Here is a 13973-nt window from a genome sequence, read left to right as displayed (position 1 = left end):
TCGTCTTGAACAGGGCAAAATTAACGGAAGTAGCATCATGGCAAGAGAATTTTCCCGTACCGACCGTGTCGGGCAGCAGATTCACAAAGAAATCGCCAGTATTTTGCAGCACGAATTCAAGCACCGTGATCCCCGTCTGGGCATGGTTACTGTATCCGGTGTCGAAGTATCCCGGGATCTGGCCTATGCAAAAATTTATGTCACCATCTATGCCGATGACGACGAAAAGATAAAGCTGCAACTGGATATCCTTGAGGACAACAAAGGGTTTGTGCGCTCCTTGCTGGCTAAAAGGATGAGTATGCGTACTGTGCCTGCGTTACGATTCCTGCAGGACAAGTCGATTACCGAAGGGGTGAGATTGTCTGCCCTGTTGACAGAAACAGTCAATAAAGACAAGGAGCGGGCCCGTAAGGCAGGCCGTGATCCGGATACAGAAGATCAGCAATAGAGTGCTGGATTTTTGACCATCACGGGTTGGTTGAGTCTTTTTTAAACTGCTTTGGTGTTCGTTTTTCAAACTATATGGTGCTTTAACTGTGGCAAAACGTCGTAAAGGCCGTGATGTGCACGGCATTTTTCTGTTGGATAAAGACCTGGGGGTATCCTCAAACCATGCCTTGCAACAGGTAAAAAGAGTTTTCGGCGCTGCCAAAGCGGGCCATACCGGGGCACTGGATCCACTGGCCAGTGGTATGTTGCCTATTTGTCTTGGCGAGGCTACTAAATTCAGTCAGTTTCTGCTCAATGCCGATAAACAATATAGCGTAACGGCGAAACTGGGTATTCGCACCACTACATCAGACGCCGATGGCGAAGTGGTAGAGCAAAAGCCGGTGGACGTCAGCGAAGTACAGTTGCGTCAGGCGGTACAACAGTTTAAAGGGGCCAGTAAACAGGTTCCTTCTATGTTCTCAGCCCTCAAATACCAGGGAAAACCCCTATATCATTATGCCCGTCAGGGCATAGAGGTGCCCCGTGAAGCCCGGGACATCAATATATTCAGCATTGAGGTTACAGCCTTTGATGGTGAGTTCGTGGACATGCTGGTGCATTGCAGTAAAGGCACCTATATACGTTCGCTGGTTGACGATCTGGGGCAGATACTGGGATGTGGTGCTTATGTAACCAGGCTACATCGTAGTGCAGTGGCTGATTATCCGGCACACAAAATGCTCCCTCTTGATGCGCTTAATAAGCAGGCAGAAGACCTTAAATGCAAAGAGCTGAATGACTGGCAGCAACTGGATAACCTGCTATTGCCGATGGAAACGGCGTTGATAAACGTACCGGCGGTCACAGTGCCTGCAGCGAAACTGGTGTACTTCCAAAATGGAAACCCTGTAGAAGCGCCAACAGCAGACCTTACCGGGCAAGTACGCACCTATAGCGAAGATAAGCTGTTTCTGGGTGTTGGTGAAATAGAAAGCCCCGGCCGCGTCGCTCCAAAACGCCTGGTGGTGTATTAGTGATGAGTGCTGAATTCATCATTGGAGTAGCCCGGATGCAGCGAAGCGGAATCCGGGACAAGACCCTAAAAGCACGAAAAGAAAACTTACCACAGAGACACAGAGAGCACAGAGAAAAGCAATATTATGTAGGGTCCAATTTATTGGACTGACCAAGGATATTTGTCGAATAAATTCGATCTCGCAAAGATGCAAAGGAACTGGTGCTATAAGGCCCCTGCGTCTCAGCGCCTCTGCGAGAGAGTGTTATTTGTTCGCGATTTTAGTGTTTTTCGTGGTTGAGGGCTTTTTTACCACGAACCACACGAAAGACACGAAAGGGATTCTTTACCGACGTTAGTACCTCTGTGTCTCCGTGGTTAATTTTGCCTTTCTTAAAGGTCACTGGACTTGTCCAGCATCTTTGATGACCCAACGCTGAGGTGGCGAATTTGGCTATTCAAAGGCTGCTGGATACCCGATAACGGCATTCGGGCATGACCGAACGTCTTTCCCGCGCGCTTTTGGCGGAAATCCAGCGCCCTTATGTTCATAATTCGCATGCGCCCGCCTTGATATTCGCAACCACATCGCTATAATACGCGCTCTTTTCGACCCGCTGAATTAGTGATCGGCAGGTCTTTACTCTAGAAATACCAGGAGAATAGTATGTCACTAACTAAACAAGAAACTGCAGATCTAATCGCCGAATACGGTGTAAAAGAAGGTGATACAGGATCACCGGAAGTGCAGGTTGCGCTGTTGACACACAATATCAACAAGCTGCAAGGTCACTTTAAAGACCATAAGAAAGATCACCACTCACGTCGTGGTCTGTTGCGCATGGTCAGCCAGCGTCGTAGCATGCTGGATTACCTGAAGAACAAAGATCAGAACCGTTATCTGGATCTGATCAAGCGTTTGGGTCTGCGTCGCTAAGACGTATTCCAGACGCAGAAAAGGCACCTTTTGGTGCCTTTTTTTATGCCTGTAAGAAACTGTAATTTATCGGTTACATTGTTTTAAAATCTTAGAAAAATGCTATCTCTGTGGCTATTTGCTGCGAGTGGTAATTGTTATAAGGTTGCATAAAACAGCAATAATACTACAGGAAAACTTTATGATGAAAACAACCAGTCTGGCGGCATTACTGCTGACCAGCAGCACGCTGATGGCCGCAGAAGGGATGTGGCAACCTCACCAGTTGCCGGAAATTGCCCCGCAACTTAAAGCAGCAGGACTACAGCTCGACCCTGATAAAATGACCGATCTGTCCAGTTTCCCCATGAATGCGATCATCAGTCTTGGGGGGTGTACTGCATCTTTTGTTTCACCCAAAGGTCTGGCGGTAACAAATCACCACTGCGCTTATGGTTCAATCCAGTACAACTCCAGCGAAGACAATAACCTGCTCGAAAATGGTTTTGTGGCCCGCGACATGTCAGAAGAAATTGCCGCCGCGCCGGGCAGCCGTATTTATGTTACGCAGTCACTGACAGAAGTCACAGATGAGATAAAAAATGCAGTTCCGGATGATGCCAAAGGTCAGAACTATTATCAGGCGATTGAAGATAAACAAAAGCAACTGGTGGCTGATTGCGAAGTCAGTCAGGATTACCGCTGTGAAGTGTATAGTTTTCATGGCGGCAAAAGCTACTTTCTGATTAAACAAATGGCTATCCGTGATGTGCGCCTGGTGTATGCGCCGCCTTCAAGCATTGGTAAGTTTGGTGGCGATACCGACAACTGGATGTGGCCACGGCATACCGGTGACTGGGCCTTTTACCGTGCCTATGTAGGGCCGGATGGTCAGTCAGCAGATTACAGCGAAGACAATGTTCCCTATTCATCAGACTCTTTTTTGAAAGTAAATGCATCTGGTGTTCAGGAAAATGATTATGTGATGGTGCTGGGGTATCCGGGCAGTACGAATCGGTATCGTACTGCAGCAGAAGTGGAAAATCAGTTTAACTGGGTTTATCCCACCGCAAAAGAATACCGTGAAGCCTATATCGATATGATCAAATCGGTGGCTCCTGAGGGAAGCGATGCGCGGATTAAATACGAAAGCACCATTGCCGGATTAGCCAACTATGCCAAGAACTATGGCTCTATGATCGAGAGCTTTCACAAAGGCGATATGCTTTCCCGCAAACAACAACTGGAACAGGATTTCAGTAAATGGCTGGCGGCCAATCCGGACATGCAGAAACAGTATGGTCAGGCCCTGAGTCAGTTGAAGGAACTGGTGCAAAAAAGCCAGCAGAATCAGCAACGCGATTTGTTAATCGGTTATATGGGCCGCACATCATTGTGGGGCGTTGCCAAAAAATTGTATCGTCTGGCCCATGAAAGACAAAAAACGGATATGAAGCGTGAACCCGGCTATCAGCAGCGTGATATGACCCGTTTTACTCAGGCTATGCAGCGGGTGAATCGCCGTTATGATGCGCAGGTAGACAAGGCGGTTCTGATGCATTTCATCGAACGCTATGCTCAGCTTGAACAAGCCGAACGGGTCGCAGTCTTTGATCAGTTTATGGGGCTGGAAAACGGCTTTGATAAGCAGGCGATTGCCGCGAAGCTCGACCAGATGCATGCCAACACAAAGCTGGACGACGAAGCACAGCGTCTGGCCTGGATGGAAAAATCGGTAGCAGAATTTAAAGCCAGCGATGACCCCTATATTCAGTTTGCCGTCAGCCAGTTTGAGCATGATATGCAGCAGGAAAAGCAGGATAAAGAACTGTCGGGAGAATTCCAGCGCATTCGTCCGCAGTATATGTCTGCACTGATTGCCTATAAACAGAGTCGGCAACAGCAGGTTTATGCTGATGCCAATAGCTCACTGCGGATCACTTATGGCAAGGTAAAAGGCTATTCTCCCAAAGATGGTATGGTGGCAGTACCCTTTACCACCGCCGAAGGCATGCTGGCGAAATATGTACCGGGTGATGATGAGTTTGACTTGCCTGAGTCATTGCGAAAGGCGATCAAATCTGAAGATTACGGTAAATACCGTGATGAAAAGCTCGACTCCGTACAGATTAATTACCTGAGTACGCTGGATATTACCGGTGGAAATAGTGGCTCTCCGACCTTAAATGGTAAGGGTGAGTTTGTCGGGCTGGTATTTGACGGTGTATATGAATCAATTATCGGTGACTGGGATTACGATCCTGCACTGAATCGTGGTATTCATGTTTCCAGCCCCTATATGCTGTGGGTGATGGACAAGATAGACGGTGCTGATAATCTGATTCAGGAAATGACGGTTGTAGAGTAGCTATCAGAAGCAATGAGAAGGGGCGTTTCGCCCCTTTTTTATACCAGGATATCCTCGGTGACATCCAACTCTGTTACTGGCACCGGCCGGGAAAACAAATAACCCTGGCCAGTCTGGCATCCTGCATTGAGCAAAAAATCTTGCTGCACAGCTGTTTCGATCCCTTCGGCAATCACTTCAAGGCCAAGCGCTCTGGCCATCGCCAGTATAGCCAGAGCAATTTGGCTGTCTTCTTCATTGTCTGGCAGCTCGCTGATAAAGCTGCGATCAATTTTTAATGTGTCAATGGGCAGCCGGCGCAGATAAGATAAAGAGGAATAACCGGTACCAAAATCATCGATAGAGAGTCTGAAACCTTGCTTGCGCAGTTCGGTTAACAGCCTCATGGTGGCTTCGGCCTGTTCGGGAATCAAACAGCTTTCGGTCAGCTCCAGTTCAATCCTGTGCGTGCTGACGTTGTACTGTTTGAGTTGCCGGCAAAGGCGACGGCAAAATCCCGGATCGGTGAGTTGTGACACCGATACGTTTACTGAAACCGGTAAACCCAGCAGTCCGTGGCTATTTATATCCTCACACACTGTATCCAGTACCTGTTCACTTAAAGCACTGATCAGTCCGAGTTTCTCTGCCAGAGGGATAAAGCTATCTGGTGGAACGTTTCCAAATGTAGGATGCTGCCAGCGAACCAGGGCTTCGAATCCAATAATTGTATTGTGATTGAGTCGAACCTTGGGCTGATAGTGAACACCGAGCTGGCGTTGTTGCAGAGCATGGCGCAATGCTTGTTCCATCTTCAGCTCATCAGCAGTTTGTTGCCCGGTGCTGGACTGATAAAAGCAATATTGGTTGCGCCCGGCGCTTTTTGCTTCATACATGGCCAGATCTGCATGTTTGATCAGTTGTTCAGCGTTCTCTCCATCTTGCGGATAAAGGCTGATACCGATGCTGGTAGTGAGGAAGAAATCCTGTCCTTTAAGCCTGATGGGTTGATCAAACTGGCTCACCAGGCGCTTTGCCAAAGCCTGCAAAGCTTTACATTCTTCAATCTCAGGCACCAGAATCGTAAACTCATCGCCACCTAAGCGGGCCACCGATTCACCCTCGCGCACTGTTGCGTTCAGTCGGTGCGCCACCTCTTTAAGAGCCTGGTCGCCAGCCTGGTGGCCGAGGGTGTCATTGATCCGTTTAAATAAGTCCAGATCCAGAAACAGTACCGCCATTTTATGATGATGGCGATGGGCATTGGCGATACTCAGTTGCAGTCTGTCCAGAAACAGCCTCCGGTTGGCCAGGCCGGTGAGTTCATCCACATAGGCCAGTTGATGGATCTTACGCTCCTGGTTTTTGCGTTCAGTGATATCACTGAAAATGGCGGCAAACTGAGTGATTTGTTTTTTCTCATCGCGAATAGCGGTTACAGACAACCACTGCGGGTAGAGATCGCCGTTCTTGCGTTTATTCCATATCTCGCCCTGCCAGTGGCCACGTTCGAGCAGTGCCTGCCACATCTTGTGGTAAAAGCCTTTGTCGTGCATGCCTGAACTGAGTAGCTTAGGGGTCTGACCAATGGCCTCTACCGCATCGTAGCCGGTCACCTGAGAAAAACTGGGATTGACCGATTCAATCACCCCGTCGGGGCTGGTGATCATAATGGCATCCATGGATACATCGATAACCTGTTGTGCCAGGCGCAGATAACCCGTTGAGGTGCGTAAGGCAGAATCCCGGTCATGCAGGGCCTTTTTCAACTGGTCAATATAGGCGTATTCGACATTGGCGAGGATATCGCTGAAGGACAACAACCCACAGAATTGCTCCTCATCATTGCATACCGCCAGATGGCGGATATTTCGCTCTTTAAGCTTATCCACCGCCTGCAACAGGCTGCAGGTTTTATGTACCGTCAGTAACGGGCGGTGGCAGCGTTCACCCAGCGTCACATTGGCACTGTTTTCAGCGATTACCCGAATCAAATCACGCTCAGTGATAATACCGGCAGAGGCATCATCGAATTCTACAATTGCTGCGTCGCTTTCATGTTGCCGTAAGGCTTTGGCTGCCTCGGCCAGTGGCATTTCTGCACAGAGTTTAAGTGGCAGACGGGTAATGCTGGAGCCCACATCACGCAGGCGCAGGAAGAATTCAATGCGCTGCTGACGTACGATATCGGATTGGGTCAGCATGCCTAAAGGCTGTTTATGGTTATCCATTACCAACAGACGACGGATCCGCTTTTTAAGCATCAGGCTGGCGGCTTCTGTCAGGCTCATGCTTTCATCAATGGAGATAACCGGATGGTTCATCACTCTGGCGATAGGCTGAGAAAAGCTTTGTACTGATTGATAATCCAGTTTTCTGGCATCGGCTTCGGTCCAGATTCCGATGATTTGAGCTTCCTGACGAATCAGAATGCAACTGACCTGATGCTGGTGCATCACTTCTGCGGCCTGACGCAGTGGTGTATCCGGGCTGCAGGTCACCAGTTCACGGTTGGCAAGCTGTGCCACGCTCGGTTCATAGGCTTTGGGGGCTGACTGGGAGAAAAGGGCGTCTGCCATATAAGATACTGCTTTATCGGCTAACAACAGCCCGCATTCTAGCAGTGGAATATCAGCCGGGCTTGATCCAGCGCAAAGGTAGTAAGGGTAAATATGCCGATTGGACGAATAATTACCCAAAATGGGGTGGCGGATATCAGGGGTTAATAAATCAGCCTGTTCAGGCCCGGTTCAAACGCACGCCTTGTGCGCCAGCAATGTATTGGCAGGTTATTTGTTCGGGTAATCCGGGTTGCCAGACTCTTCCTTCATGTTCAAATCCATCAACTCATCGAACTCCAGTTCGAACGGATTAAGCAACATCTCAACTCCCCAGTATTTTAATTGGGCCTGCCATTGCCAAATAAGGCAAACATCAGGGAGAACAGCAAGGGTAAATAATGCTTCATTTTACCTCTTTGTACAGGCCTGGCTTAATCAGGCTTGTGCGTCAAATGGTTCAGTATCAGGTTAAATAACGAGAATGGCAGTATCCTGCCATTCTGTTTCTCAGGGCCAGTGCCGGAATATGGCGGCACGACGACAATTACATATTCGGGTAATTGGGGCCACCGGCCCCCTCGGGCACTACCCAGCGGATATTCTGAGTCGGGTCTTTGATATCACAGGTTTTACAATGCACACAGTTCTGGGCATTGATCTGCAGTTTAGGCCCGTCACCTTCCTCGATGATTTCATACACCCCGGCCGGGCAATACAGCCGGGCTGGCTCATCATATTTGGCCAGGTTAACCTTTATAGGCACGCTTTCATCAATCAGTTGCAGATGGCAGGGCTGGTCTTCCTCGTGATTGGTATTAGACAGGAACACCGATGACAGTTTGTCAAAACTCAACTCACCGTCGGGCTTAGCGTAGCTGATTTTCTGGCACTGTTCTTTGGGCAGCAGTTGTTCGTGATCGGGGTGCTCGTCTTTAAGGTTGACCGGCAGCTTGCCGCCAAACCAGTTCTGGTCCAGGGTATTAAAGGCCCCGCCCCAGAAGGTGCCGTATTTATGGATGGCCGGGCCGAAGTTGCGTGAACGGTACAACTCGTCGTACAGCCAGGAATCTTCAAAGCGGCGGCTGAAGTCAGTCAGCTCTTCTCCTTTTTTATCCTGACCCAGCGCCTCAAACAGGCTCTCAGCGGCCAGCAGACCCGACTTCATCGCAGTATGGTTGCCTTTGATTTTGGCAAAGTTAAGGGTGCCGGCATCACAGCCCAGCAACAACCCGCCCGGGAAGGTCATCTTCGGCAGCGAGTTAAAGCCGCCTTTACTGATGGCTCTGGCCCCATAAGATACCCGTTTACCACCTTTAAGGTATTGTGCGTAAACCGGGTGATGCTTGAGGCGCTGGAATTCATCAAAGGGGCTTAAGTAAGGATTTTTATAATTCAGGTCGACAATCAGGCCCACCAGAATCTGATTATTCTCGGCATGATAGAGATAGCCGCCACCGCTGGCTTCACTCAGTGGCCAGCCGGCACTGTGCACGACCAGGCCTTCCTGATGTTGCTCAGCCGGAACATCCCATATTTCCTTAAAGCCGATGGCGTAATGCTGCGGCGACTTGCCCTTATCCAGTTCGAACTTTTCAATCAGCTGCTTGCCCAGGTGGCCACGGCAGCCCTCGGCAAACACTGTGTATTTGGCGCGCAGCTCCATACCCGGCATATAACTGTCTTTGTGCTCGCCTTTGGCATCCACACCCATATCACCGGTCAGTACACCGGCCACCTTATTCTCTTCAACAATCAGCTCCGCTGCGGCAAAACCGGGGAAGATTTCAACGCCCAGCTGTTCTGCCTGCTCCGCCAGCCAGCGACACACATTGCCCATGCTGACAATATAATTGCCCTCATTATGCATGGTTTTGGGCACCATAAAGCCGGGCAGTTTGCTGGCTTTTTGTTCATTTTTAAGCAAATAAATATGGTCGTCGCTGACTTTGGTGGTCAATGGTGCACCTTTATCCTCCCAGTCGGGGAAGAGTTCATACAGTGCGCGGGTTTCCAGCACGGCGCCAGAGAGAATATGGGCGCCCACTTCGGAGCCTTTTTCCACCACGCAGATCATCAGCTCCTGCTGTTTTTCCTGCGCCAGTTGGGCCAGGCGACAGGCGGTGGCAAGTCCGGCGGGCCCTGCACCTACAATAACGACGTCAAACTCCATCGATTCTCTTTCCACCTGTCACGCTCCTAAAATTGCTTAAAATAAGGTAAGTTAACCACAGTTAGCAGAATGTTTAAATTGACGTAAATCAAACTGCACGCTGGCATAGGCTAGTGTCGGTTGACGTTTACGTCAACAGTAAGTACATTGAGCGCCAACGATTCAGGCGTATTCCTGTACCCTCGGTACCCTACAAATCATCAAACAAGGCGGCAGAATGAAAATACTAGTGCCAGTAAAACGCGCCATAGATTATAACGTCAAGGTGCGTGTAAAAGCAGATAATTCCGGTGTGGACCTCACTAATGCCAAGATGGCCATCAACCCCTTTTGTGAAATCGCTGTAGAAGAGGCAGTGCGCCTCAAAGAGCAGGGTAAGGCTGAGGAAGTGGTAGTGGTATCTATTGGTACCAAGGCCTGCCAGGAGCAAATTCGCACGGCGCTGGCACTGGGAGCCGATCGCGGTATTCATATCGAAACGGACGAAGCACTGGAGTCATTACAGGTAGCTAAGGTACTGCAAAAGGTGGTGGAAGAAGAACAGCCACAGCTGATTATTCTGGGTAAACAGTCTATCGATTCTGACAATAACCAGACCGGCCAGATGCTGGCGGCGCTATGCAATATGGGCCAGGGCACCTTTGCCTCCAAAGTGGAACTGGATGGCGACAAGGTCAAAGTAACCCGTGAAATAGACGGCGGTCTGCAAACCGTTGGCCTGAGCCTGCCAGCAGTGGTCACCACCGACCTGCGCTTAAACGAACCCCGCTATGCCTCTTTACCCAATATTATGAAAGCCAAGCGTAAGCCGCTGGATGTGAAAGCCCTGGCTGACTTTGGCCTGGATACCCAGAGCAAGGTTAAAACCCTTAAGGTAGAGCCGCCTGCGGCCCGTCAGGGCGGTGTTAAGGTGGCCGATGTGGCCGAGCTGGTGGATAAACTGAAAAACGAAGCGAAGGTGATTTAATATGGCAATTCTGGTTTACGTAGAACATGACAACGAACACCTTAAGCCTGAAAACCTTAAGCTGATTAATGCTGCCAGCCAGATTGGCGATGACTTACACCTGCTGGTGGCCGGTGAAAATTGCCAGGCGATAGCCGAACAGGCTGCAAAAATTGCAGGCGTGAAAAACGTGATGCTGGCCGACAACGCAGCGTATGCCTATCAGCTGGCGGAAAATACCGCCGAGCTGGTAGCCGAAGTGGGTAAGGACTACAGCCATATTCTGGCGGCAGCTACCACCACCGCGAAAAACTTTATGCCCCGTGTGGCGGCGCTGTTAGATGTGTCGCAGATCTCCGACATTATCAAAGTGGAGAGTGCCGATACCTTTGTACGGCCGATCTATGCCGGTAACGCCATCGCCACCGTACAGACTGAGGATGCCATCAAGGTGATTACCGTGCGCACCAGTGCCTTTGATGCCGCCGGTGAGCAGGATGCAGCAAGCATCGATAACCTGGATACGGTTAAAGAGAATACCCTTAGCGAATATGTTGGCGCCGAGCTGACTGAATCGGAGCGTCCAGAACTCACCGCAGCTTCTGTGGTGATATCCGGTGGCCGTGGTATGCAAAACGGCGATAACTTTAAACTGCTCGAAGGCATTGCTGATAAACTCGGGGCTGCCATTGGCGCCTCCCGCGCTGCCGTAGATGCCGGTTTTGTACCTAATGATATGCAGGTGGGGCAGACGGGTAAAATTGTTGCTCCGGATCTGTATATCGCAGTAGGCATCTCCGGTGCCATTCAGCATCTGGCGGGTATGAAAGACTCCAAGATTATCGTTGCCATCAACAAAGACGAAGAAGCACCTATCTTCCAGGTGGCCGACTACGGTCTGGTAGGGGATTTATTTGAAGTACTGCCGGAGCTGGAAAAAGCGCTGTAACTCAGCCTTTTTACATCTTACATAGAAAACGCCGTATGGGCTCTGCCGATACGGCGTTTTTTATTGTTAGCCCCACCGTTCTGCTTTCCTGTTGAGGCAGTGAAGTAGCTGACTCAATCCGGTTTTTCCCGGCCCTTCGCTGGTACGCAGGAAATTTTGTGGTATGGTATTCAGAGGTAGTACCTTTTAATGCCTGAGGTGACAACATGGCGACATCGATAAAATTGGATGATGAACTGAAAAGCCGGATCCAGCACCTGGCTGAAGCCCGACATCGTTCAGCGCATTGGATCATGCGCGAAGCGATACGTGATTATGTCGAGCGGGAAGAAAAAAGGGAATCTTTCAGGCAGGATGCATTACGCGCCTGGGAAGCCTATCAGGAAAACGGCCTGCACCTGACATCAGAAGAAGCCGACGCCTGGCTGGACAAGCTTGAAGCAGGCGAAGATGCAGAGCAACCTGAGTGCCACGCCTGATTTGGTCGCCGTCAGCGCTCGCTGATGTACAGCGACTCTATCATTTCCTTGTTTTCAGAGATGAAGATGCGGCCCGCCGGGCCATTAAAGCAATACGTGCAGGAGTGAAAATACTTGCACACCAGCCGCATTCAGGGCGCCCTGTAGAAGAAATGGATCCTGCCTTTCGGGAGTGGCTGATTGATTTCGGCAGTAGCGGTTATGTCGTGATGTATCGTTTTGATGGTGAAACCGCAACCATTCTTGCCGTCAGACATCAAAAAGAAGCAGGGTACTAAGACTTTGGGAGGCAGGTTATGGAAAACGCAAGGCTTTAGCCTGTGCCTTCTCAGCGCACTGCTTTGCCGCTTGCACAATCACCCCATGGTTTTCTCCCGGAATCATTGACAGAAAATGAACAAAACGATTAAATTAATCAATATGGTCATTTTATCTTCAGACAGGGGCAGCCATGGACATCCTGAATGCCAGTGATGCCAAGCGTGAATTTGGTGAGTTACTGATAAAGGTTCAGCGTGAACCCGTCGGCATCAACAAAAATGGTAAACCCATTGCGGTGGTGTTATCTGTTGCTGAGTATGAGCAGCTAAAAGCCCTCAAAGAAGAGCGATTAAAAGCTGCCATACAGGAAGGCATCAGTGACTTAGAATCCGGCAAGGTCGCCAGTGGCACAGCCGTAGTCGATAGGCTGAGAAAGCGGATTTCCCAAGGCACCGTATAGTTCAATGCCTGTTTACAAATTTACCAGTAAAGCAGAACAGGAACTGGAAAGCATTGTCGATTATACGCTGGCGCGATGGGGGCATGTACAGGCTGGTGAATATATCAGCGAGCTGGAAGCAAGGTCGCAGATTCTTGCTGATAACGCTGACTTAGGAGTGATGCGGGACAGTATCCGGGAAGGGTTACTCAGCTTTCCTTTCCACAGCCATATTATCTATTACGTGAAGCAGCCCCACGGCATAACAATCATCAGAGTACTTCACCAGCGAATGGATCCTGTAAAGCATATGGTTTAGAGGAATGTTTAAATAATTCTGGCCTCTTGAAATTTGACCCCGTGCGCGCAAACTGCAGAAATATAGTATTGATTGATAGGGCGAATTTGTATAGCTCCCTTTTCTTGGTGAGTAGGTAAAGCGGCCACCGGATAGACTAATAATTCCCACTGAGGTAAAGGAGTGTCACTTGTATAAATACATGCCATTAAGAAAGGAGTTTTTCGCTAACTTTCTGGTTAGGGCAACACAGAGATGTGCCTTAAATGACCCTTTCGAAGTACTGCCGTCTAGAACTTGGCTTGAAGAAGCTTGTCGTCATAACAACCATCCGGTTGATGACCAGAGCTTTGAGGACTTATTGGATCTGGTTACAAAGCTAAATCTTAATACTATGGGCATTGTTTCCTTAACTTACAGGCCTGACAATATCTTGATGTGGTCACACTATGCAGATGAACACAAAGGGGTAGTTGTTGAGGTCGATGAAAACAATAGAAAACTGAAAAATGCCTTTGGTAAGAATGAAGACCAAGAACTAGCGCAGAATGTAGTATATCGAGTCGATAGACTTCAGAAATATGAAGACGACAAAATGTTTATGCCATACCTCTATAAGTCCATTGACTGGAATTATGAGGAAGAACAGCGAATTGTTGTTAGCAACTTATACACGTGTAAATACTGGATGTACATTTGTGATGATGAGAGTCTTGCTATTGAAGCTGAAAAAAATAAATGTATCGCTGATGTATACCTGAACACGATTGACAGAAATAACCGAACGTTATCTTTTACTTCAAAAGGATTGAAGCAGCCAATCAATAGGCTACCTATTGTTAATAATCCGAGATTTATGAGCATGTTCGAGATTCCAGCGGAGGCTATTGTTTCTGTAACATTCGGAGCCCGTTCAAATTCTAGCGATGTAGACGAAGTGATCACGCTCATAAAGAAAAACCCTGAAATGAAACATGTTAAATTGCGTCATTCGAAGCTAAACGAAAGTGCTTTTGGTATAGATTAATAATAAAAAGGGTCATACATAAAACGATTGAAACTGGCACAAGCGGGCCATTAGGCGGTTTTTATCTTTACGCTTTTGACTATTTCACCCCATTCATTTCCCAGCAGGTAAGCGTCCGGCGATCACCGCC

The 13973-nt window shown here is 48.9% G+C and carries 13 protein-coding genes; 11 read left to right on the top strand and 2 right to left on the bottom strand.

Annotation, left to right across the window (positions count from 1 at the left end):
• The first annotated feature begins 37 nt into the window (after positions 1 to 37).
• The 4 genes from rbfA to CDA54_RS16740 all read left to right on the top strand — a co-directional run bounded on the left by rbfA (position 38) and on the right by CDA54_RS16740 (position 4734).
• Positions 38 to 451 carry a 30S ribosome-binding factor RbfA gene (gene rbfA / locus CDA54_RS16755; protein ID WP_099036196.1) on the top strand — a complete coding sequence of 138 codons (414 nt, stop codon included), beginning with the start codon at positions 38 to 40 and terminating at the stop codon, positions 449 to 451.
• Positions 452 to 539: 88 nt separating this feature from the next.
• Positions 540 to 1469 (top strand): tRNA pseudouridine(55) synthase TruB, encoded by a 930-nt coding sequence (truB, locus tag CDA54_RS16750; RefSeq protein WP_099036195.1) that lies wholly within the window; start codon positions 540 to 542, stop codon positions 1467 to 1469.
• Positions 1470 to 2117: 648 nt separating this feature from the next.
• On the top strand, positions 2118 to 2387 hold the full coding sequence (gene rpsO / locus CDA54_RS16745; protein WP_099036194.1) for a 30S ribosomal protein S15: 270 nt from the start codon (positions 2118 to 2120) through the stop codon (positions 2385 to 2387).
• A gap of 184 nt (positions 2388 to 2571) precedes the next feature.
• Positions 2572 to 4734 (top strand): S46 family peptidase, encoded by a 2163-nt coding sequence (locus tag CDA54_RS16740; protein ID WP_099036249.1) that lies wholly within the window; start codon positions 2572 to 2574, stop codon positions 4732 to 4734.
• A 38-nt stretch (positions 4735 to 4772) separates the two neighbouring features.
• On the opposite strand, the gene CDA54_RS16735 is transcribed toward CDA54_RS16740, so the two are convergent.
• Together CDA54_RS16735 and CDA54_RS16730 are read right to left on the bottom strand one after the other, a co-directional pair.
• Positions 4773 to 7292 (bottom strand): EAL domain-containing protein, encoded by a 2520-nt coding sequence (locus tag CDA54_RS16735; RefSeq protein WP_099036193.1) that lies wholly within the window; start codon positions 7290 to 7292, stop codon positions 4773 to 4775.
• Between the two features lie 526 nt (positions 7293 to 7818).
• The gene (locus CDA54_RS16730; RefSeq protein ID WP_229748184.1) at positions 7819 to 9459 is read right to left on the bottom strand and encodes an electron transfer flavoprotein-ubiquinone oxidoreductase; all 1641 of its coding nucleotides are present in this window, start codon (positions 9457 to 9459) and stop codon (positions 7819 to 7821) included.
• Positions 9460 to 9661: 202 nt separating this feature from the next.
• On the opposite strand from CDA54_RS16730, the gene CDA54_RS16725 reads away from it, so the two are divergent.
• The 7 genes from CDA54_RS16725 to CDA54_RS16695 all read left to right on the top strand — a co-directional run bounded on the left by CDA54_RS16725 (position 9662) and on the right by CDA54_RS16695 (position 13843).
• Entirely contained in the window at positions 9662 to 10411 is a 750-nt protein-coding gene (locus CDA54_RS16725) for an electron transfer flavoprotein subunit beta/FixA family protein (RefSeq protein WP_099036191.1), read from the top strand.
• 1 nt (position 10412) lies between these two features.
• Positions 10413 to 11339 carry an electron transfer flavoprotein subunit alpha/FixB family protein gene (locus CDA54_RS16720; protein ID WP_099036190.1) on the top strand — a complete coding sequence of 309 codons (927 nt, stop codon included), beginning with the start codon at positions 10413 to 10415 and terminating at the stop codon, positions 11337 to 11339.
• A gap of 206 nt (positions 11340 to 11545) precedes the next feature.
• Complete coding sequence (locus tag CDA54_RS16715) at positions 11546 to 11818, top strand: CopG family ribbon-helix-helix protein (protein WP_099036189.1); 273 nt, start codon at positions 11546 to 11548, stop codon at positions 11816 to 11818.
• Positions 11806 to 12096 carry a type II toxin-antitoxin system RelE/ParE family toxin gene (locus CDA54_RS16710; protein ID WP_099036188.1) on the top strand — a complete coding sequence of 97 codons (291 nt, stop codon included), beginning with the start codon at positions 11806 to 11808 and terminating at the stop codon, positions 12094 to 12096. Before CDA54_RS16715 ends, CDA54_RS16710 begins: the two co-directional genes overlap by 13 nt.
• Before the next feature lie 173 nt (positions 12097 to 12269).
• The gene (locus CDA54_RS16705; protein ID WP_099036187.1) at positions 12270 to 12539 is read left to right on the top strand and encodes a type II toxin-antitoxin system Phd/YefM family antitoxin; all 270 of its coding nucleotides are present in this window, start codon (positions 12270 to 12272) and stop codon (positions 12537 to 12539) included.
• Between the two features lie 4 nt (positions 12540 to 12543).
• Positions 12544 to 12837 (top strand): type II toxin-antitoxin system RelE/ParE family toxin, encoded by a 294-nt coding sequence (locus tag CDA54_RS16700; RefSeq protein WP_099036186.1) that lies wholly within the window; start codon positions 12544 to 12546, stop codon positions 12835 to 12837.
• 169 nt (positions 12838 to 13006) lie between these two features.
• Positions 13007 to 13843, top strand: a complete 837-nt coding sequence (locus CDA54_RS16695) for a DUF2971 domain-containing protein (protein ID WP_099036185.1) — start codon at positions 13007 to 13009, stop codon at positions 13841 to 13843.
• Positions 13844 to 13973 lie beyond the last annotated feature (130 nt).

This window comes from Lacimicrobium alkaliphilum, from assembly GCF_002591895.1.
GTDB classification, from domain to species: domain Bacteria; phylum Pseudomonadota; class Gammaproteobacteria; order Enterobacterales; family Alteromonadaceae; genus Lacimicrobium; species Lacimicrobium alkaliphilum.
The sequence above is the reverse complement of the archived record's forward strand: the minus strand, read 5'-3'. Positions and strand labels throughout refer to the sequence as shown.

Excerpts from the sequence above, each read along its gene's own strand:
- rbfA (WP_099036196.1), top strand. The coding sequence starts at position 38 with ATGGCAAGAGAATTTTCCCGTACCGACCGTGTCGGGCAGCAGATTCAC.
- rpsO (WP_099036194.1), top strand. The coding sequence starts at position 2,118 with ATGTCACTAACTAAACAAGAAACTGCAGATCTAATCGCCGAATACGGT.
- CDA54_RS16740 (WP_099036249.1), top strand. The coding sequence starts at position 2,572 with ATGAAAACAACCAGTCTGGCGGCATTACTGCTGACCAGCAGCACGCTG.
- CDA54_RS16735 (WP_099036193.1), bottom strand. The coding sequence starts at position 7,292 with ATGGCAGACGCCCTTTTCTCCCAGTCAGCCCCCAAAGCCTATGAACCG.
- CDA54_RS16725 (WP_099036191.1), top strand. The coding sequence starts at position 9,662 with ATGAAAATACTAGTGCCAGTAAAACGCGCCATAGATTATAACGTCAAG.
- CDA54_RS16720 (WP_099036190.1), top strand. The coding sequence starts at position 10,413 with ATGGCAATTCTGGTTTACGTAGAACATGACAACGAACACCTTAAGCCT.
- CDA54_RS16715 (WP_099036189.1), top strand. The coding sequence starts at position 11,546 with ATGGCGACATCGATAAAATTGGATGATGAACTGAAAAGCCGGATCCAG.
- CDA54_RS16705 (WP_099036187.1), top strand. The coding sequence starts at position 12,270 with ATGGACATCCTGAATGCCAGTGATGCCAAGCGTGAATTTGGTGAGTTA.
- CDA54_RS16700 (WP_099036186.1), top strand. The coding sequence starts at position 12,544 with ATGCCTGTTTACAAATTTACCAGTAAAGCAGAACAGGAACTGGAAAGC.